Below are 18,472 nucleotides of genomic sequence, written 5' to 3'. Positions count from 1 at the left end.
CCGCTTCCGCTTGCCGGGGTCCGGCGGTGGCCCGGCACCGTTTCGGCCGCGGTCCGCCCCCGGCCTGTTCCACTCGTCAGCGTCCGCGCGGCGGTCGGCGGCACCGGCACGGCTCCGGCCGCCGCCTGCCACCGTCCCGCCCTCCCACTCACCGGGGCCCTACGGCCTCGGGACGGCCCGCCTCCGCTCCTCGGAGCCCCACGGCCCGCCACCACCCACCCCGCCCACCCCACCGAAAGGCACGTCCATGACCGCCACCTCCTACCGCCCGGCCCCCAGCACCCCCGGCCCGATCTGGCGCGACGCCAACGTCCGCAGCGGGCCCTCGCTGGACAGCCCGGTCGTCGACCTGCTGCTGCCCGACGGCACCACCGCCCACACCGCCGAGGGCTGGGCCCTCGGCGACGAGGTCGTCGAGGGGGAGAACCCGGTCGGCGAGATCGTCAGCTCCGTCTGGTTCAAGTTCACCGACGGCCGCTGGTGCAGCGCGGTCAACTTCGACCCCGCCCACCTGAGGTCCGTGCTCGGCGACGCCGCCCCGCTGGTACGGCCGCACTCGCCGGAGGCTCTCCCCGGCCACCGGGAGGCGGTGTGAGGTACTACCACCCGGCCGGCTCGTCGGAGGGCGGACGTCCTTCGGCAGGACGAACGAGAGACGCCCCTGCCCGACCCCCGCGAGGTCCTGGTGCGGATGCGGGGGGCGGGGTCGTTGAACCACCGGGATCTGCTCGTCGCCCGCGGCAGACACGGGCGCGGAATGAAGCCGGACGTGGTGCCGCCCTCCGGCGTCGTCCGGCGCGGCCGAGTGCCGCGGGCGTCTCGCCCTCAGGCGGTCTGCGCCAGGTGTCCGACCAACTGGTCGAAGCTGCTGTGCAGGCCGGCCACCGCCTCGGGGGTGCGGAACATCGCGGGAACGTTGGTCTGGTGGACGGTCAGCTCCGTCTTGCCGTCGACGTCGGTGAAGGTCAGCGTCGAGGTCAGGCCCGTCGCGCCCACTGTGAAACTGAGCTTCTCCGGCTCGACCACCTCGAGGTAGGTGGCACTCATCGGGTACTCGGTGCCGTCCTCGTCGGCCACCATGACCGTCTCGAAGGCCCCGCCGGGACGGGCATCGACCGTGATCTTCTCGACGGGCAGGGACGTGCCGGCGGGGCTCCAGAAGCGGGAGAGCTGGCCGGGCTCGACGAACGCCCTGAAGACCCGCTCCCGGGGCGCGTCGAACACACGGGTGAGGGTGACCTCGCCGAGATCGGAGTCGGTCGTGCTCGGAACGCTCATGTCTGTGCCTCTCTTTGCTGTCGTTGGATTTCCTGCAGGTGCTGGTCAAGACGGTCGAACCTCGACTGCCAGACCTGCGTCTGACGCTCGATCCACTCCGCCGCGTCGCCCAGCGGTGACACCTCGAGTCGACAGGGCCTCCACTGGGCGTCGCGGCCCCGGGAGATCAAACCGGCTCGCTCGAGCACCTTCAGGTGCCTGGAGACCGCCTGAAGGCTGATGGAGAAGGGCTCGGCCAGCTCATTCACGGTCGCCTCCCCGACGGCCAGGCGCGCGAGGATGGCTCGCCGGGTCGGATCGGCCAACGCTGAGAAGGTGGTGCTGAGTTCGTCGCTTGACATCCGTATTCTACCTAGTGCTTGATTAACCAGATGGTTTAGTGTGTCTCCAGGATCGGGCGCCCGTCAAGGGTGTCCCCCGCAGGGAAACGCCGCTTCATCAGCGATATCGCGCGCAGAGCCCCCGGCCTGACGCTTCCAGTAACGGCTCCGGACAACCGAGACAGCCGAGACCGAGAGGACGAGTTGATGCATTCGACGAACGTGAAGAACCTGGAAGTACCAGGCGCGAAGCTGCATTACGAGGTCACCGGCCAGGGCCCCGTGCTGCTGCTCATCTGCGGCGGGCCGACCGACGCCGCGATCTACGCGGGGCTGACCGGTACGCTCGCCGAGAACTACACCGTCGTGTCCTACGACCCGCGGGGCAACTCACGCAGCAGCCTTGACGGGACGCCGCAGGAGCAGCGGATCGAGGCGCACAGCGACGACGCCCACCGGCTGCTGGCGGCAGTGACGGACGAGCCCGCCTACGTCTTCGGCAGCAGCGGAGGCGCCCTGGTCGGTCTCGACCTCGTCGCCCGCCACCCCGAGCAGGTGAAGGCCCTGGTGGTGCACGAACCGCCGGTGATGGAGCTGCTGCCGGACAGCGACCGCTGGCGCGAGCACTTCCAGGACGTCTACGACACCTACCGGGCCGACGGTGTCGGTCCGGCGATGCAGAAGTTCATCGCCGGTGTGGAGGGGGAGGACGCCCCGCCGCCGGCCCCGCCGGAGATGGGTGCGCCGAGCCCGGAGATGATGGAGATGATGGGCCGGATGGCGGCGAACGCCGAGTTCTTCGTCGGCAATGTCATGCTGCCGTTCAGCCGCTTCACTCCGGACGCCGCGGCGCTGAAGTCTGCCTCGACCCGTATCGTCTGCGCGGCAGGCGAGGCGTCCAAGGGACAGCCCGTCCAGCAGGCGAGTCTCGCCCTCGCCGAGAGCGTCGGAGCGGAGGTCGTGGACTTCCCCGGAGACCACCAGGGATTCCTGACGCACAGTGCCCCGTTCGCCGAGGAGCTGCGCAAGGCGTTCGCCGCCGGTCAGTGACCTGGACCCGGGTGGCCCCCGGTGGCCCCCGGCCCGTCCGCGGAAGTTCCGCGGACGGGCCGGGGGCCGCGTCTTGTGGTCCCACCCACCCCGGTGCAACAGGCACTTCTGCCTGGGCGCGCCACTCGCCCGTCCGGAGGCCGGGATCGCGTTGCCCATGCTGCCGCGCCGCTTCCCCGCCACGTCTCCGCCGGTGCCGCGGCCTACCGCGACCGGCTGGTCGTTCCGGGGCCCGGCCGCCACCGGTTCCCGGTGGCGGCCGGGCCAGGAGCCGGGCGTGGGCCGCGCTCCGCAGGAGGTCCGCAAGCGTCGTGGCGGCCTCGTTCGGACAGGCGAAAAGCCCCTGGTCCGGAACACGGATCGAGACGAACCAGTGTTCCGGACCAGGGGCTGACCGGGCTGCGGGCCACCCGGCCCGCGGCCGGGTCAGACCGACGCCGACTGCTTCTCGGGCAGCGGTGTCCCGGCCGTACGGCCCGCGGGCGCGACGGCCTGCTTCCTGCGGCTGATCCAGCGCTCGCCCAGACGCATCAGGGGACGCTCGAAGAAGTAGTAGCTCAAGGTCGCGATGGCGATCGTGCCGACCACGACCACGCCCAGCAACTCCCAGAAGCCGGCCTTGTCGATCAGGGCGTTGGCGATCTGCGGGGGAGCGCCGAAGATGCTGCCACTCTGCCAGTACAGGTACATCACCACGAAGTGCCAGAGGTAGATGCCGTAGGAGATGCGTCCGAGGAATCGTGTCGGGCGGTTGCTCAGCACGGTGTCCATCAGCGGGGAGCTGGCCTTCGGCGCGACCAGCGGGACCATGAGCAGGAACGCGAAGGCGACGAAGGCGACGTGCTGGATCATGGCGAACTGCGGGGTTCCGTAATCCCAGGTGCCCGGGTTACCCAGAGGCGCCGCGCAAACCACGAGGTAGGCGGCCAGAGCGCCGACCCAGAACAGGTGGGGCCGCTTCGTGGCCGCACGGTAGAGCGCGGGCACCGCGTTCGGCTCGCTCTCGGCGCGCACCGACAGGATCGCCATCCCCATGCCGACGGCGAACAGGCCGAGACGGCTGAACGGCCACCAGTACTCGGGCGGCCAGGGTCCCAGGTGCTCCATGTGCATGTACCCGGCGAAGGCCCAGCCGGCCACCACCATGACGCCGAGCGGGATCATCATCCGGCGTACCTTGCGCCGCGGATCGGTGACCCGGCCGGCCAGCCGGTGCATCAACAGCGCGAGCAGCGGCAGAACGAGGTAGAGCTGGGCCTCGGTCGGGATGGTCCACGACGGATCCATACCCGCGTACCACATGTAGTCGTAGTTCTGCATGAGCACGATCGGGCGCAGCACGTACCAGACCGAGTCGATGCTGCTGAAGTTGAGGAAGAGCAGACAGAAGGCCGTCAACAGCCAGTAGCTCGGCATGAGGCGCAGTCCGCGCCGCAGGAAGAACTTCCCCAGAGTCGGCCGCGGGGTGCCGAGGAGGGTCATGCGGGCGAAAGGTTTGTAGAGCAGCAGGCCGGAGAGGATGAAGAAGGGTCCCAGGCCCACCTCCAGACCCACCGCCAGTACGGACCAGATCCCCTTCTGCGGCGGTCCGGATTCGGAGCCGAGGACCACTCCGGTGCTGAATGCGACGTGGGTGATGACAACCACCATCGCGCAGAGCCCGCGGACCCCGTCGAGGTTGGCGATGCGTTTCTTGTCGCGGGTCGCTGGAGCGGGCCCGGTTCCGAGTGCCGTCATAGCGGCTACCTCCTGTTCGTTCGGCCGCCCCAGCTTCGGTGCGGTGGCCGCTATGACGCATCTCCTCGTGTGCGGTTTCCGACGGGGTGTCACCTGCCGGTGAGCGCTGTCCTACAGCCGTGGGACGGCCCGGCTCACCCGGTGGAACAGCGAGGCCAGGGTTCTTCCGTCACCGAGATCGCTGAGGACCACGCTCACGTCGACTCCCGAGACGTGATCCGCGTAGCTGAGCGTCTCCGGCTCCTCCACGGCAAGGAAGGTGCACAGCACGGGATGGGTGACTCCCGTGTCCGTCACCGTGTTGTACTTCAGCCGCCCTCCGGCCCAGGGCTCGATGGTCACGCTGGACAGGGGAATCGCCGAGCCGGCGGGGGCCCAGAACCTGACGAACTGCTCGGGCTCGATGAATGCCCTGAACACCAGCTCCCGCGGGGCGGTAAAGACGCGCGTGAGCATGGGTTCGCCGAAGCCCGGTAAGCACGGGCCCTCGGCGAGGGCGGCCGCAAACGTGTCGGTGGTCGCGGACTGCGCCACTGAGTCTCCCTGATTTTCTGTGGGGGTGGGCGTCCGGCCCAGCCTTCCAAGGCGCGACCGCGTACGCATCTTCCATCGTGCGCAGTTCGGCCGACCGCCACCCTGCACCGGGTGACGCCCCGAACGCCTTCGGCATCACCTTCGACGGCCGGCTCTCCGCAGCCCGTCAGTAACCCCAACCGCCTTGGCACACGGCTCGTTCGACAGACCCGGCCCTCCGGCCGGGCCGCAGCCGAGGTTCGAGGACCGCGACGACACGGTGCCGGAGGTTCGGGTTCCGGGCGATCGTGTCCCACTCGCCCCCGTGCCCGGCCGGCTTGTGCAGCAGGACGACGGGTGTCCCCCTGCGCCCCCGGTCGCGGCAGGAGACGCGTCGCCGTCGCGCACGACGGTGCGCTCGGACCAGGTCATATGGCTCCCTCGAGGGTGCTTCGGGTGCGGTGTGTCCGCGGTGGTCGACGGTAGGCGGCGAGGAAGGTACGGACGCCGGCGACGGCGTAGTGGTCGAGCTCGGCCTCGGTGTGCTGGGGGCTGCCGTGGAACATGGCCTTGTTCACGGGGGTCCACAGCAGCAGGCCGGAGAAGTGGTTGGCGGCCAGGGCCGGTTCGTCGCACCGGAGCAGTCCGTGGTCGGCAAGGCGCTGGAAGGTGGCCGCCAGGGTGGCCAGGACCCGTTCGAAGCCCTGCTCGTACCAGTTGGCGCCCAGTGCGGGGAAGGCGTCCGCGTTCGCGATGACCAGGCGCCGCAGCTGGAGGACCTGGGGCTGTGTGAGTGCGGCCAGGAACTGGCGGGCGAGATGGATCAGGTTGTCTTCCAGGGTGTCGGCGTCGGCCGGGATGTGGGCCACCAGGTCGACCATGCCGTCGATCCGGTCGGTGGTGGCCAGGACGATCTCGGCGAACAGCTTCTCCTTGTCGGAGAAGTGCTTGTAGACGGTCTGTTTGGACACCGCGGCCAGCTTCGCGATGTCGTCCATGCTGGTACCGGAGTAGCCCTTGCTCATGAACGCGCTGGTCGCGGCCTCCATGATCGCCTGACGCTTGAGTGCTGACCGGCCGAGCTCGTTCGCTTCCATGCCACCTCCTGATTCAAGTACTGGACAGTCCAGTTCCCACTTCGGTACTGTACCGTCCAGTCCAAGCGGTACCACACCGTCTAGTTCCGGAATTGACCCTCTCCGTCGAGGAAGACATCACATGACCCAGGCGATCAGTGCTCCCACCACCGTGCCCGCCCCGGCCCGGTCGACAACGCGGACCCTGCTGGCCGTCGCCACCGTGGCGGGCCCGCTGTTCCTGGGCGCGGGCCTGATACAGGGCCTCACCCGGGACGGCTTCGAATTCACCCGTAATGCCCTCAGCCAGCTCAGCCTCGGCGACCTCGGATGGATCCAGGTCACCGCCTTCATGCTCACGGGCGTCCTGGTCATCGCCGGCGGGGTCGGGATGCGCCAGGCGCTGCGCGATACACCCGGCGGCACCTGGGCACCGCGATTGATCGGCGTGTTCGGTGCCTCGTTCCTGCTCGCCGGCGCCTTCACCGCCGACCCGGCTGCCGGGTTCCCCGCCGGCACCCCCGAGGACCACGTCGCCTCCGTGAGCGCGCACGGCACCGTCCACATGCTCAGCGGCATGGTGGGCTACCTGGCACTGTGCGCCGCGTTCCTCGTACTGGCCCGCCACTTCGCCGCCCAGAACCGACGCGGGTGGGCGGTGGCCTCCCGCATCGTGCCGGTGGGAGTCCTCGTGGGGTTCGCCGCCTCGGCCGCCAACGTCCTGGCGTTCACCGCCGGAGCCGGGCTCGGACTTCTCTGGCTCACCGTGGTTGTCGCCCGGCTGATGACCATGGCGCCCCCGGCGCAGCGGTAGCCGCTCCATCCACAATCCAAGATCACCAAATACGAACGGACGGGATTCAGCATCATGGCCAGAACAATGAAGGACCCCGCCAGCTACTTCCCCGCGATCGAGGAGAAGTACGGCCGCCCGGTCGCCGAGTGGAAGGACCTGATCCGCTCCTCACCGCTGACCAAGCACATGGAGCTGGTCTCCTGGCTCAAGACCGAGTACGGCCTGGGGCACGGCCACGCCTACGCGCTCGTCGCACACACCCTCTCCGAGGACAGCGAAGGGTGAACCGCGCCTGACCTCGAACAGGGGGAAACCATGGTCTCTCGCGTGATCAACCGCGGGAGGCCACGCTGCTTGTCCGGTCCCCGGCCGACCGGGACGCACGCGGTGCCCTGAGGAGCGGACGGCGCCGGAGACCGTCACGGTCGATGCGCCGGTACGCGGCGACCGAGGTGAACTCGTCGGTGAAGCCGGTGTCGAAGCCGGCGTCCTCGAACACGTCCAGGAGGCCGAGGACGCCCCAGCGGCGTACGACCTCGTCCTTGAGTGCCTGCGGACCGGTCGGCTCGTCCGGCTTCTCCGGATCGGGCACGGTGATCCACGGCTCGCCCTTGCGCCGGCTGTCGGATCGCCCCGTGGCGCACGACGCGGGTGGCCTCGAAGTCGCCGGGCAGGTCGCCTTCCGGGACACGCCGGCGCAGCCCGCCCCCGATGCGGATCTCGCGGCGGCGGATCGCGTCCCGCAGCGCGACCAGGACACACCACCCGTATGGGATGCGCTCGACCTTGTCCTTGTCGTCGACGACGGCCTCGCGCCGGTCCTTGCGCACGACGTCCTTCATCGGCGCCTCGTCGGCGGGGTCGTGGAAGCGGATCCTGCCGGCGACATCGGCGTACTTCGCCGGCGGCTTCATCGCGTCCATCACCGGTCGGTAGGCGGTGTTGTCGCACGTGAAGCCCAGCGTGTCCGGCTGACGAACGGCCTCACGGGTGAGGCCGCGAAAAGGCCGCGCGAGCGTATTGCCGAGGACTCCGCGCGTGAGACCGGCATGCGTCCCCAGGTCGGAATCGCCCCGGCGGGCAGTCCGCCCCGAACGAAGCGGAAGGCGGCGCGGCTCCCTGGCGAAGGACAGCTCGCGGCTCACGCCTGACCAGGAACGCCGACTGCGAGAGCCGGCACGCCCTGCCGGCACCGGCCCAGGAGTGCCCGGTGCCCGCGGTGCCGTCCGCTCCGTGTAGTGCCCTCGCGGAACCGCGCGTCGCCCTGGACGACCAGACGATCGACATCGACCCCTACGCGCGCGTCGGCCCTGGCACAGCCGCGTCCCGAGCCGCTGGACGCACTCGCCGCGTCGGGCGATCAGCGCATGCGCAAACACGCACAGCGGCGGAGCCCCGGCCTCTTGGCATTCCGGGGTTCCGCCGCTGGTGGTGTGTGGGGGGAACCTGCGATCAGTTGAAGGTGATTGCCTGACCACCGCCCTCACCGGTGTCGCTGAGCACGACCACCTGGGTCTGCGTGGTCCTGGCGTCCACGGTGCCCCAGACCGGACCGTCGGCGCTCACGACTGCCTCGAAGGAACTGCGGACAGTCAGGGAGGTGTTGATCTGGCCCTGGGCGTTCGTGGTGACGTCCACAGAGGTGGACTTGTTGCACCCGAACTTCTGCGGCTCCACCTGCGCGCACTGGCCGATGTGGAAGACCGTGTTCGGGGTGAGGCCGCTGGCCGAGACGGCGACCGTCTGGCCGTCGGAGAGGCCGGAGGCCGGCGAGACCGAGACCGTGGGCGCAGCCATGGCCGAAGGCTGGACGGCGAGAGCCAGGCCGGTGGCGATGGCGGCAGTGGCGCCGAGACGGGTGATGAGGCTGAGCTTCTTCATGGCAGTCACAGTTCAACTCCGTTTAAAACCGTGGGGGTTGTTGAGGGCTTCGTGTAGCGCCCACATATGAAGTTAGTGACCTTGGAAAGCGGCGGCATCTTCCAAGTTGCTCCGTGCAACTCACCTGGTGACGGAGGTGGTGGGCAGCCGCGCAGCGCGTTCTCCGGCCGCGCGTCCGTGCGGGCCGCGAAGGACACGGCCCGCTCCCGGAAGCGGCTCTCCCTCGACCAGACGGTGGAGCAACTGCTGCCCGGGGCCGTGTCAGGAGCCGGAAACGACGGACGGGCCATCACCGTCCGCGACCTGCTGCAGCACACCAGCGGCCTTCCCGACTACGTCCCCGACGTCTTCCCGAGTCCCGTGCACAGACCTGCTTCGCCAAACGGTGGCGTGCCTGCACACCCGAAGAGCTGGTCGGCCTGGCCATGCGCCATGAGCCCGCCTTTCCGGCAGGCACCCGCCGGGAGTACTCCGACACGAACTACGTACTCGCCGGAATGATCATCGAAAAGATCACGGGCCGTACCTGGGAACGGCAGGTCCACAGCCGCATCCCGCCCCGCTCGGCCTGGAACGGACCGACACCCCCGGCACCCGGCCGTTCCTGCCGCGTCCGCACACGTCCAACCACCAGCAGTTCACCGCGGACGGACCGTTGGTCGACACCACCCTCCCCTGCCGCCCCTTCGACAGCGGGGCCGACGGCTCGACGACCGGCACGGCCCGTGACCTCAACCGCTTCTTCACCGCCCTGGTCGGCGGACGGCTGCTGAAGCCCGCCGGGCTCGCCGCCATGCGGACCACGGTCCCGGTGCCGCAGGACGGCGGCCACCCCGCGGGCACCGAGGACGGCCCGGGCCTGTTCTTCACCCCCCTGTCCTGCGGTGGCGGTTACCTGGGACACGGAGGAAGCGGCTTCGGATATGCCGTCCATGCGGCGACCACCACGGACGGCCGACGCGCCATCACCGTCTCTGTGCACAGCCGCCCGGCGGACCCGCGGACCGCGGACCGTCGGGAAGACGCACTGCGCCACCTCATCGACCACGCTCTGTGCTCCGCTGCCTGAGCGCGCGTCAGCTCGTTCTCCACGCTGGTCAGCCGGAAGTCCTTCGAGGGGCCGCCCCGAAGTCGACGACACCTTCACCGAGCGGCTCCGACCGCACATGACCGCCACCGGTCAGGAGATGGCCGAGACGCACATACCCCCGTACGACCCGGCGTCCCAGGAGCGCAATCCAGGAGATGGGCCGGGCCCACCGCTCCGCGAGGATGGCACCGCGGGCCCCGCTGTGCCCGCGGTGAAGGAGGACATCGTTGTGTTGGGTGACGAGGACGGCAGTGCCGCCGCGCTGTGGCGGATGGCGAACCTGGGCACGCCGATGGCCGTGCGCGTGGCCGCGACCCTGCGGATCGCCGACCACATGGCCGCCGGCACCCGGACGGCACCGGCCCTGGCCGAGGCCGTCGGTGCCCACCCCGGCGCCCTGGAGCGGCTGTTGCGCTACCTGGCCGTGCGGGGGGTGTTCGAGCGTGACGAGGACGGCCGGTACGCCCTCACCGCCCTGGGGCGGCCCCTGTGCGAGGACCACCCGGCCGGTCTGCGCGCCTGGTTCGACATCCACACCGGCGGGCGCGGCGAGCTCTCCTTCGTGGAGCTGCTGCACAGCGTCACCACGGGCGAGGCCGCCTTCCCGGTGCGCTACGGACGCTCCTACTGGGACGACCTGACCGCCGACCCCGAGCGGGCCACCGCCTTCAACTCCCTGCTGGGCGCCGACGTGGCCGTCCGCGCCCCGGACATCGTCACCGGCTACGACTGGGGCCGCCTCGGCCACGTCGTCGACGTGGGCGGCGGCGACGGCTCCCTGCTGACCGCCCTGCTCGAAGCCCACCCCGGTCTGCGCGGCACGGTCGTGGACCTGAAGGAGGCCGCGCTCGACGCCGAACGGTCCTTCGCCGCCTCGGGCCTGGACGACCGCGCCGACGCCGTCACCGGCAGCTTCTTCGACCCGCTGCCCGCCGGAGCGGACGGCTACGTGCTCTCGCTGATCCTGCACGACTGGGACGACACCGCGGCGACCGCGATCCTGCGCCGCTGCGCCGAGGCCGCCGGCCGCACCGGCTCCGTCTTCGTCATCGAGTCGGTCGGCCATCGAGGGGACGCCCCGCACACCGGCATGGACCTGCGGATGCTGTGCGTCTACGGGGCCCGGGAGCGCGGCGTGCCCGAGTTCACCGCGCTCGCCGCCGACGCCGGTCTGAAGGTGGCCGCGGTCCACCCCGCCGGCCCCTCGGCGATCATCGAACTGACCGCCGTCGACCGCACCACGTGACCGCCGCCGACCGTGCCACGGGCCGACCCGCCCGCGCCGCGTGACCGACCCGCCCGCACCACGTGACCGGCCTGCCCGGCCGCACCGAGCGGCCCGCCGCAGAGGAGACCCCGGATGGCCGAGCCCGCCCCCCTGTTGTCCCTGACGGAGGCGTTCGCCGCCCTGGGCACCGTGCGGGGGCGGCAGGACCCCTACCCGCTGTACGAGGCGATCCGCGCCCACGGCGACCTCGCCCGGCGCGGCCCCGGCCGGCTGGTCGTCACCGGGTACGACGAGTGCGCCCGCGCCCTGCGCGACAACAACCTGCACGTCCAGGACCGTACGGCCTACGACGCCGCCGGTCCGGCCTGGCGCTCCCACTCCTCCCTGCGCGCCTTCACCAGCTCGATGCTCTACAGCAACGGGCCCGACCACACCCGTCTGAGGTCCCTGGCCGCCTTCGCCTTCACCCCGCCCCGGGTGCGTGAACTCGCCTCCGTCGTCGAGGACATGGCCGATCGCCTGCTGGACCGCATGGCCCGCCTCGGCGCCGGCGGCAGCCCTGTCGACGTCATCGCCGAGTTCGCCTCCCGGCTGCCCATCGCCGTCATCGGCGCCCTGCTCGGCTTCCCCGAGGAGGACCAGGTCTGGTTCCGCGAGATGGCCTCCACCATCGCCGTGTCCACCGACGGCCTCTCCGACCCCACGGCCCTGAACCGGGCCGACGCCGCGATGGACGCCCTCGCCGGCTACTTCGGCCGGCTCGTCGAGGAGCGCCGCCACAGGCCCGCCGACGACCTCCTCACCCTGCTCGCCTCGACCCACGACGACGACCCCGAGCGGCTCAGTCACGAAGAGCTGATGGGCAACCTCATGGTGCTGCTCACCGCCGGCTTCGAGACCACCAGCTTCCTCATCGGCCACGGCCTGATGATCGCCCTGGAGCACGCCCCGTACGCGCATCGGCTGCGCGACGATGCGGACTTCGCCGACGCCTACGTCGAGGAGATCCTGCGCTACGAGCCGCCCGTCCACGTCACCAGCCGCTGGGCCGCGAAGGACACCGAGTTGCTCGGCACCGCCGTCCCGCGCGGCACCCGGCTCACCCTGATCCTGGCCGCCGCCAACCGCGACCCGCGCCGCTTCACCGCGCCGGACCGCTTCGACCCCGCACGCGGCGGCGTCCCGGGGCCCCTGAGCTTCGGCGCGGGCCCCCACTACTGCCTCGGCGCCCCCCTCGCCCGCCTGGAGGCCCGGATCGCCCTGCCCCGGCTGCTGCGCCGCTTCCCGCGCCTGACGGCCGCCGCCTCTCCCGTCTACCGCGACCGGTGGGTCGTCCGCGGACTCGACACGTATCCCCTCGTGCTCGGCGCCTGATCTGCGCCGCCGCCCCTCCCGCGCGCCCGCGGGGCCGGGATTTTCGCACAGCATTTAGAGAGATGCGCCCTCACGCCCACGGACGTGACGATTCAGGTAAGTCGGCAGGCCCCTAAGACGACTTGGCGAAGCCGAGCCCTCCGCCATCCGCGCCCTGCTCTCCGACGGCCCACCGCCGACTGCGCCGGAACCGCCGAATCCTCGCATGCGAAGGAGTCATCTCGTGACAGCACCACTCAGGATCCTGGCGATCAACGGATCGGAGCGTGACGGCAACACCGCCGACGTCCTGCGGTACGCCGCCGGGGTCGCGGCGCGGCGAGGGGTCGAGTTCGAGACGGTCGATCTGCGCTCCGTCCGCATGGACCGCTGCGGCCCGTGCGGCGACTGCAACACCCGTACGGTCCCCTGCGCGGTGGAGGACGACGTCGCCGACGTGGTGGCCAGGATGATCGAGGCGGACGGCATCGTCTTCGCCGCGCCGGTCCACGGCTTCGGCACCGCCAGCCTCATGCAGACCTTCATCGAGCGGGCCGGGGTCGGCCATCTGCGCTTCGACCGGCCGCTGACCAACAAGGTCGCCGGAGTCGTCTCCGTCGCCCGCCGCTACAGCGGCGGCGAGGTGTGGGCGCAGCTCACCGTCAACGCCCTGCTCAACCGGATGATCGTGGTGGGCAGCGGATTCCCGGCCACCGTGCACGCCCTGCACCGCGGTGACGCGCTGAAGGACGACGAGGGACTGACCAACGTCTCCCGGCTCGTGGACCGGATGATCGACATGATGGAACTGCTGGCCGAGCACCGCAGGCTCACCGGGCAGGACGGACCGATCCACACCGGCGAGGCCAACGAACGCGTGGGACTCGCCCTGAACGCCGCCGAGTTCGAGGACGCCCCCGAGCCGGCCCCCGAGCCCGCCCTCTCCGCGCAGGCCCGGCCATGACCGCCGACGGCACCGACGCCTTCCTCGCCGCCCACCGCCGGATCAGCGACTCCTTCCACGACGGCACCCTCACCGAGCGGGCGCTGGCCGACTGGCACGCCGAGCGGCTGACCGCCGTACTGCGGCACGTCACCGCACGCTCCCCGTTCTACCGCCGCCACCTGGCCGGCTTGGACATCGAGGCCGTCACCCCCGCCACGCTCGGGGCGCTGCCCTTCACCACCAAGGACGATCTGCGCCGCGAGATGTACGACGTCCTGTCCGGGCCGCTCTCCGACGCGCGGATCTACTACGAGACCAACGGCACCACCGGGGCCGCCACCCCCTGCCCGCGCGACGCCCGCGACATCGCCGCCTCCAACACCGCCGTGGAGCAGTCCTGGCGCCACCTGCTGCGCACCCGCTTCGGCGACCGCAAACCCGTCGTCGGCCTCATGGGGCCGTCCGAACTGTACGCGTTCGGCGACGTGTTCACCGACGTGGCCGCCACCCTCGACCTCTGCCACGTCAAGATCTGGCCCGAGTCGCCGCGCGTCGGCTTCAAGAAGGCGCTGCGCCTCATCGAGGAACTCGGCGTCGAGGTCATCGTGTGCGCGCCCGCGCTGTGCCTGAGCCTGGCCAAGGCCGCCCTGCACCACGGCTACGACCCGGCCGCGCTGCCGGTGAAGCTGTTCCTCGTCCTCGGCGAGATCTGCACCCCGCAGTTCGCGGCGAACGTCTCCACCGTCTGGCCGCAGGCCGTCGTACGGCCCGCCCTGTACGGCTCCCAGGAGGCCCTGTGCATCGCCTCCGGCGCCGACAGCGGAGTCCTGCACCTGTCCTCGCCCAACTACCTGGCCGAACTGGTCGACCCGGACACCGGCGCCCCGCTCAGCCCGTACGGCACCGGCGAACTGGTGCTGACCATGCTGGTCGACGGCATCAAACCGCTGATCCGCTACCGCACCGGGGACCTGGTCCGGCTCACCCCCGCCCCGCCCGGCTCCGCCCTGCCCGGCCCGGTCGTCGAGGTCGTCGGACGCGCCGGCGACCGCATCCCGCTCGGCGACGGCCTGCTGTGGCCGGCCGAACTGGAGGCGGCGGTGCTCACCGACGTCCGCGGCTGCCTGGGCTACCAGGTCGTCGTCGACAGCGCGCCGGACGGCGGCGACCGGGTCACCGTCCGCATGGACCTCCTCCCCGGCACCGCACGGCCCGACCGGGTCGCCGCGGCCGTCACCGCCCGGCTGCGCGAACGCACCGGCGCGCACAGCACCGTCGTGGTCGACACCGACATCGACCCCGTGACCCACACCGGTTCGTTCGTCAGCTGGAAGGCGGCCCGGGTCCTGGACCGCCGCTCCGGGCCCGACGGCGCGGCGCGCACCGCCCGACAGGTCGCGCACCGCTACGCGATCACCACGTGAACCGTAAGGACCTGCCATGACCGATCCGCACCCGGCGGCACCCGCCCCGGTCCGCGTGACGACACACGCGCGGGCCATGCCCCAGCCGGCGATGCTCCCCGCCTACCGTGCCCTCGCCGAACGCTTCGGGCCCGACCAGGTGTACCTCCTGGAGTCCGCCGCCGGCCCGCTGCGCGACCGCCGCTACCAGTTCGCCGGCTTCGGCACCCTCCTGTCGCTGTCCGTCACCGACGGGACGGTGCGCGTCACGGGCCGCCCCGGCCTCGTCCGGCTGCTGCTGGAACGCGCCCGGCCGCTGCTCGCGCACGACGGGGCGCAGGAGGGCGGCGGCGCGGGGCACGCCACCGTGCGGCTGCGCTCCTTCGAGGACCTGTGGGCGCTGCTGCGCACCGCCCAGCGGATGTTCGACGCCGAGGGCTCGGCCACCCGTTTCCGCTTCGGCTTCCTCGCCTACTTCGGCTACGACGCCGTCCGCTACATCGAGGACCTCCCCCACCTCATCGAGGAGCGCCCCGAGCTGCCCGACGTCCACCTCGTCCTGCACCAGGGCTGCGTCGTCGCCGACCTCGAGGGCGGTGAGGCCGAACTGCTGCTGCACGAGTCGGCGCACTGGGACCCCCTCGACCAGGACGGCGTCCTGGACCTGCTCACCCGGGCCCGGGACACCCATCCCGAGCCCGCCGCCGACACCTTCCCCGAAGCCGTCGTCACCGACGACAGCGAGCCCGGCCGGTTCGCCGCCGACGTCGAACGCTGCCTGAAGCACATCGCGGTCGGCGACATCTACCAGGTGCAGATCGGGCACGAGTTGACCATGCGCTCCCCGGCCCGCCCGGCCGACGTCTACCAGCGGCTGCGCCGGCGCAACGCCTCGCCCTACATGTACCTCGCGAGCCTGGCGGGACAGTGCGTCATCGGCGCGAGCCCCGAACTGTTCGTGCGGATCGAGGACGGCACCGTCACCATGCGTCCCATCGCCGGCACCCTGCCGCGCACCGGGGACGACGAGGCCGGCGCCCGGCGGCTGTCCTCGGACCCCAAGGAGATCGCCGAGCACACCATGCTCGTCGACCTGTGCCGCAACGACATCGGCCGGATCTGCCGCGCCGACACCCTCCAGGTCCCCGACCGGCTCGCCGTCGAGCGCTACTCGCACGTACTGCACCTGGTGTCCACCGTGCTGGGCCGGGCCGAGGACGACAAGGACGCCTTCGACACGATCGCCGCCCTGTTCCCGGCCGGCACCATGACCGGCACCCCCCGGATCCGGGCCATGGAGATCATCGAGTCCGTCGAGCGCAGCCGCCGCGGCCTGTACGCGGGCGCCCTCGGCGTCCTCGACGTCGGCGGCTACACCAACCTCGCCCTGTGCATCCGCACCCTGTTCCACCGCGACGGCGTGTACCGCACCCGCGCCTCGGCGGGCATCGTCGCCGACTCCGACCCCCGCGCCGAATGGCGCGAGACGCTGGCCAAGATGAGCGCCGCCCACTGGGCGGTCACCGGAAAGGAATTGCTGTGACCCGGATGTTCCCCCTCCGGCCCGCCTTCGCCCCGCGGATCCTGGTGGTCGACGCGTTCGACAGCTTCGTCGACATCCTGCGCCAGTACCTGATGTCGGCGGGTGCCGTCCCCCTCATGGTGCGCTCCAACGCGCTCTCCCCGGCCGACGTGCCCACCATGGGGCTCAACGGCATCCTCCTCGGCCCCGGGCCCGGGCACCCGGACGATTCGGGGCACGTGGAGCTCGTACGGGCCTTCGCAGGGCGCCTGCCGCTGCTCGGGGTGTGCCTGGGGCACCAGGCCATCGGCCGCGCCTACGGCGCGAGCGTGGTGCCCGCCGAGCACCTCATGCACGGCAAGACCAGCCGGATCCACCACGACGGACGCGGTCTGTTCACCGACCTGCCCGACCGGTTCGAGGCGACCCGCTACCACTCGCTCATCGTGCCCGAGGAAACCGTTCCCGACTGTCTGGAGGTCACCGCCCGGTCGGCGGACGACGGCTACGTGATGGGGCTGCGTCACCGCACCCTGCCCGTGGAGTCGGTCCAGTTCCACCCCGAGAGCTTCCGCACCGACCACGGTATGGACGTCATGACCAACTACCTGCGCGTCGTGCGGGACTTCGCCACCTGGGCGATCCCCGTCCCCGCCGCCTGAGGCCGCCAGCCGCGGACCGCACGCGCAAAGATGCGCCGCCGGGCCGGCGAGCGCCAGGATTCCCGGTGCCACCAGTTGCCGGGCGTACATCGGAGACACACGTGGACTACTGGAACAGCACAGCGGAGACCATGCCGCGCGAACGGCTGGAGTCCTGGCGGTGGCAGCGCCTCAGCCGCGCCCTCGACCACGCCCGGCGTTCCTCACCGTTCTGGAACGCCCGCATACCCGAGGGCATCACCTCGCTCGCCGACTACACCGCCCGGATGCCGCTGCTGTACAAGGCGGACCTGCTCGCCGCCGAGGAGCAGGCACCGCCGTACGGCACCTGGCCCTCGCTCGACCCTTCGCTGGGCGTGCGCCACCACCAGACGAGCGGCACCAGCGGCAACCCGCCGGTGCGCACCTTCGACACCGAGCGGGACTGGGTGTGGTGCGTGGACACCTTCTGCACCGCGCTGCACGCCAACGGGGTGCGCCCGCACCACAAGGGCATGGTGTGCTTCGGCTACGGCCTGCTCGCCGGCTTCTGGGGGATGCACTACGCGCTGGAGCGCATGGGCTGCACCGTCTTCCCCTCCGGCGGCCTGGACTCCCGCACCCGTGTCCGTCTGCTGGTGGAGCAGCGCATCGAGGTCCTCGGCCTGACCCCCAGCTACGCCATGCGGCTGATCGAGACGGCCCGCGAGATGGGCGTCGACCTCGCCCGCGAGGCGAACGTACGGATCATCCTCGCCGGGGCCGAGCCGCGCTCCGACTTCACCACCCGCACCATCGAGGAGGCCTTCGGCGCCCGCGTCTTCAACGCGGCCGGCACCACCGAGTTCGGCGGCGTCTTCATGTTCGAGTGCCCCTCGCGGCGCAACGCCTGCCACATCAACGAACAGTCCTGCTACGACGAGGTGCTCCACCCCGAGACGAAGCAGCCCGTCGGCTACGGCGAGGAGGGCGTCCGCGTCACCACGGGACTCTCCCGCGAGGGCGTCCAGCTCTTCCGCCACTGGACCGAGGACATCGTCGTCAGGCGCCCGCACACCGAGTGCGGCTGCGGCCGCACCTGGGACTTCTACGACGGCGGCATCCTGCGGCGCGTCGACGACATGCGCAAGATCCGCGGAGTGTCCGTCACCCCGGTGATGATCGAGGACGTCGTCCGCTCCTTCGACGAGGTCAACGAGTTCCAGTCGTCCCTCCGCACCGTACGCGGGCTCGACACCGTCCACGTCAGGGTCGACGCGGGCGAACTCGCCGGCCGGGCCGCCGACGCGCTGTGCGGCCGTATCGCGGAGGAGTTCAAGCGCGAGATCGGCATCCGACCCGTGGTGGAGCTCGCCCCCGCCGGCAGCCTGCCCCGATCACAATGGAAGGCGGCACGACTCCATGACGAACGCGTCCTCATCCCTCACCGCTGAGCAGGAGCTCCACCTCATCGAGAGCTACCGCACCCTGACCCACCTCGCGGACACCGTCCAGGTGCCCGCGGTACTCGCCTCGCTACGGACCTGCCTGGCCGAACTGCGCCTGGCCCTCGACGGCCAGGCCGTCGAATTCGACTACTACCGCGAGCCCGCCCGCACCCTGGTGGCCTGACGGCACACGGAAGGGGCGCCCCCACCC

22 protein-coding genes and 1 pseudogene are annotated in these 18,472 nt (G+C 71.2%); 16 read left to right on the top strand and 7 right to left on the bottom strand.

Translation table 11 applies throughout. The features are described 5' to 3' along the window. Positions 1–247: 247 nt before the first annotated feature. Positions 248–595, top strand: a complete 348-nt coding sequence (locus tag AC6F7H_RS33575) for a hypothetical protein (RefSeq protein ID WP_500762418.1) — start codon at positions 248–250, stop codon at positions 593–595. Positions 596–825: 230 nt separating this feature from the next. On the opposite strand, the gene AC6F7H_RS33570 is transcribed toward AC6F7H_RS33575, so the two are convergent. Continuing rightward, positions 826–1,278 (bottom strand): SRPBCC family protein, encoded by a 453-nt coding sequence (locus tag AC6F7H_RS33570; RefSeq protein ID WP_500762416.1) that lies wholly within the window; start codon positions 1,276–1,278, stop codon positions 826–828. Beyond that, on the bottom strand, positions 1,275–1,619 hold the full coding sequence (locus tag AC6F7H_RS33565) for an ArsR/SmtB family transcription factor (RefSeq protein WP_470097117.1): 345 nt from the start codon (positions 1,617–1,619) through the stop codon (positions 1,275–1,277). The genes AC6F7H_RS33570 and AC6F7H_RS33565 overlap by 4 nt, the downstream gene beginning before the upstream one ends. A gap of 186 nt (positions 1,620–1,805) precedes the next feature. Between AC6F7H_RS33565 and AC6F7H_RS33560 the strand changes: the two genes are divergently transcribed. After that, entirely contained in the window at positions 1,806–2,648 is an 843-nt protein-coding gene (locus AC6F7H_RS33560) for an alpha/beta fold hydrolase (protein ID WP_500762414.1), read from the top strand. Between the two features lie 426 nt (positions 2,649–3,074). Here the strand turns inward: AC6F7H_RS33560 and AC6F7H_RS33555 are convergent, their stop codons facing one another. The 3 genes from AC6F7H_RS33555 to AC6F7H_RS33545 all read right to left on the bottom strand — a co-directional run bounded on the left by AC6F7H_RS33555 (position 3,075) and on the right by AC6F7H_RS33545 (position 5,995). Next, positions 3,075–4,385, bottom strand: coding sequence for an acyltransferase family protein (locus tag AC6F7H_RS33555; protein WP_500762412.1), 1,311 nt, complete (start codon positions 4,383–4,385; stop codon positions 3,075–3,077). A 111-nt stretch (positions 4,386–4,496) separates the two neighbouring features. Then, a complete protein-coding gene (locus AC6F7H_RS33550; RefSeq protein WP_500762410.1) occupies positions 4,497–4,919 on the bottom strand; it encodes an SRPBCC family protein in 423 nt (140 codons plus the stop codon). 407 nt (positions 4,920–5,326) lie between these two features. Beyond that, positions 5,327–5,995, bottom strand: a complete 669-nt coding sequence (locus AC6F7H_RS33545) for a TetR/AcrR family transcriptional regulator (protein WP_500762408.1) — start codon at positions 5,993–5,995, stop codon at positions 5,327–5,329. 121 nt (positions 5,996–6,116) lie between these two features. On the opposite strand from AC6F7H_RS33545, the gene AC6F7H_RS33540 reads away from it, so the two are divergent. Further along, positions 6,117–6,788: a DUF998 domain-containing protein gene (locus AC6F7H_RS33540; RefSeq protein ID WP_500762406.1), complete on the top strand. Its 672-nt coding sequence runs from the start codon at positions 6,117–6,119 to the stop codon at positions 6,786–6,788. 54 nt (positions 6,789–6,842) lie between these two features. Then, entirely contained in the window at positions 6,843–7,055 is a 213-nt protein-coding gene (locus AC6F7H_RS33535) for a DUF4287 domain-containing protein (protein ID WP_500762404.1), read from the top strand. 46 nt (positions 7,056–7,101) lie between these two features. Here the strand turns inward: AC6F7H_RS33535 and AC6F7H_RS33530 are convergent, their stop codons facing one another. Then, positions 7,102–7,362 (bottom strand): hypothetical protein, encoded by a 261-nt coding sequence (locus AC6F7H_RS33530; RefSeq protein WP_500762402.1) that lies wholly within the window; start codon positions 7,360–7,362, stop codon positions 7,102–7,104. Positions 7,363–7,405: 43 nt separating this feature from the next. Here AC6F7H_RS33530 and AC6F7H_RS33525 point away from each other — a divergent pair, with 43 nt between their 5' ends. Both AC6F7H_RS33525 and AC6F7H_RS33520 read left to right on the top strand, forming a co-directional pair. Beyond that, a complete protein-coding gene (locus AC6F7H_RS33525; protein WP_500762400.1) occupies positions 7,406–7,921 on the top strand; it encodes a hypothetical protein in 516 nt (171 codons plus the stop codon). Further along, on the top strand, positions 7,918–8,244 hold the full coding sequence (locus AC6F7H_RS33520; RefSeq protein ID WP_500762562.1) for a DUF6052 family protein: 327 nt from the start codon (positions 7,918–7,920) through the stop codon (positions 8,242–8,244). The genes AC6F7H_RS33525 and AC6F7H_RS33520 overlap by 4 nt, the downstream gene beginning before the upstream one ends. Here AC6F7H_RS33520 and AC6F7H_RS33515 read toward each other — a convergent pair. Further along, the gene (locus AC6F7H_RS33515; protein ID WP_500762398.1) at positions 8,223–8,651 is read right to left on the bottom strand and encodes an enediyne antibiotic chromoprotein; all 429 of its coding nucleotides are present in this window, start codon (positions 8,649–8,651) and stop codon (positions 8,223–8,225) included. The two genes, AC6F7H_RS33520 and AC6F7H_RS33515, sit on opposite strands and share 22 nt — an antisense overlap. A gap of 66 nt (positions 8,652–8,717) precedes the next feature. On the opposite strand from AC6F7H_RS33515, the gene AC6F7H_RS33510 reads away from it, so the two are divergent. From AC6F7H_RS33510 to AC6F7H_RS33465, 10 genes and pseudogenes are all read left to right on the top strand, one after another. Beyond that, on the top strand, positions 8,718–9,152 hold the full coding sequence (locus AC6F7H_RS33510) for a serine hydrolase (protein ID WP_500762396.1): 435 nt from the start codon (positions 8,718–8,720) through the stop codon (positions 9,150–9,152). Beyond that, positions 9,077–9,720 (top strand): annotated as a pseudogene (locus AC6F7H_RS33505) (serine hydrolase). The gene AC6F7H_RS33510 and the pseudogene AC6F7H_RS33505 overlap by 76 nt, the downstream one beginning before the upstream one ends. A 253-nt stretch (positions 9,721–9,973) precedes the next feature. Continuing rightward, positions 9,974–10,987: a methyltransferase gene (locus AC6F7H_RS33500; RefSeq protein ID WP_500762560.1), complete on the top strand. Its 1,014-nt coding sequence runs from the start codon at positions 9,974–9,976 to the stop codon at positions 10,985–10,987. Between the two features lie 114 nt (positions 10,988–11,101). Beyond that, entirely contained in the window at positions 11,102–12,343 is a 1,242-nt protein-coding gene (locus AC6F7H_RS33495) for a cytochrome P450 (RefSeq protein WP_500762394.1), read from the top strand. A 223-nt stretch (positions 12,344–12,566) separates the two neighbouring features. After that, positions 12,567–13,286 carry a flavodoxin family protein gene (locus tag AC6F7H_RS33490; protein ID WP_500762392.1) on the top strand — a complete coding sequence of 240 codons (720 nt, stop codon included), beginning with the start codon at positions 12,567–12,569 and terminating at the stop codon, positions 13,284–13,286. Continuing rightward, the gene (locus AC6F7H_RS33485) at positions 13,283–14,692 is read left to right on the top strand and encodes a phenylacetate--CoA ligase family protein (RefSeq protein ID WP_500762390.1); all 1,410 of its coding nucleotides are present in this window, start codon (positions 13,283–13,285) and stop codon (positions 14,690–14,692) included. Before AC6F7H_RS33490 ends, AC6F7H_RS33485 begins: the two co-directional genes overlap by 4 nt. Before the next feature lie 16 nt (positions 14,693–14,708). Next, positions 14,709–16,214, top strand: a complete 1,506-nt coding sequence (locus tag AC6F7H_RS33480; protein WP_500762388.1) for an anthranilate synthase component I family protein — start codon at positions 14,709–14,711, stop codon at positions 16,212–16,214. Positions 16,215–16,219: 5 nt separating this feature from the next. Further along, the gene (locus tag AC6F7H_RS33475; protein WP_500762558.1) at positions 16,220–16,855 is read left to right on the top strand and encodes an anthranilate synthase component II; all 636 of its coding nucleotides are present in this window, start codon (positions 16,220–16,222) and stop codon (positions 16,853–16,855) included. Between the two features lie 101 nt (positions 16,856–16,956). Next, a complete protein-coding gene (locus AC6F7H_RS33470; protein WP_500762386.1) occupies positions 16,957–18,267 on the top strand; it encodes a phenylacetate--CoA ligase family protein in 1,311 nt (436 codons plus the stop codon). Next, a complete protein-coding gene (locus tag AC6F7H_RS33465) occupies positions 18,236–18,445 on the top strand; it encodes a DUF6052 family protein (RefSeq protein ID WP_500762384.1) in 210 nt (69 codons plus the stop codon). The genes AC6F7H_RS33470 and AC6F7H_RS33465 overlap by 32 nt, the downstream gene beginning before the upstream one ends. Positions 18,446–18,472: the final 27 nt, after the last annotated feature.

The organism is Streptomyces sp. MMS24-W38 (assembly GCF_059889265.1).
Note: the sequence above shows the minus strand (reverse complement) of the source record. Positions and strands in the feature narration are given on the sequence as shown.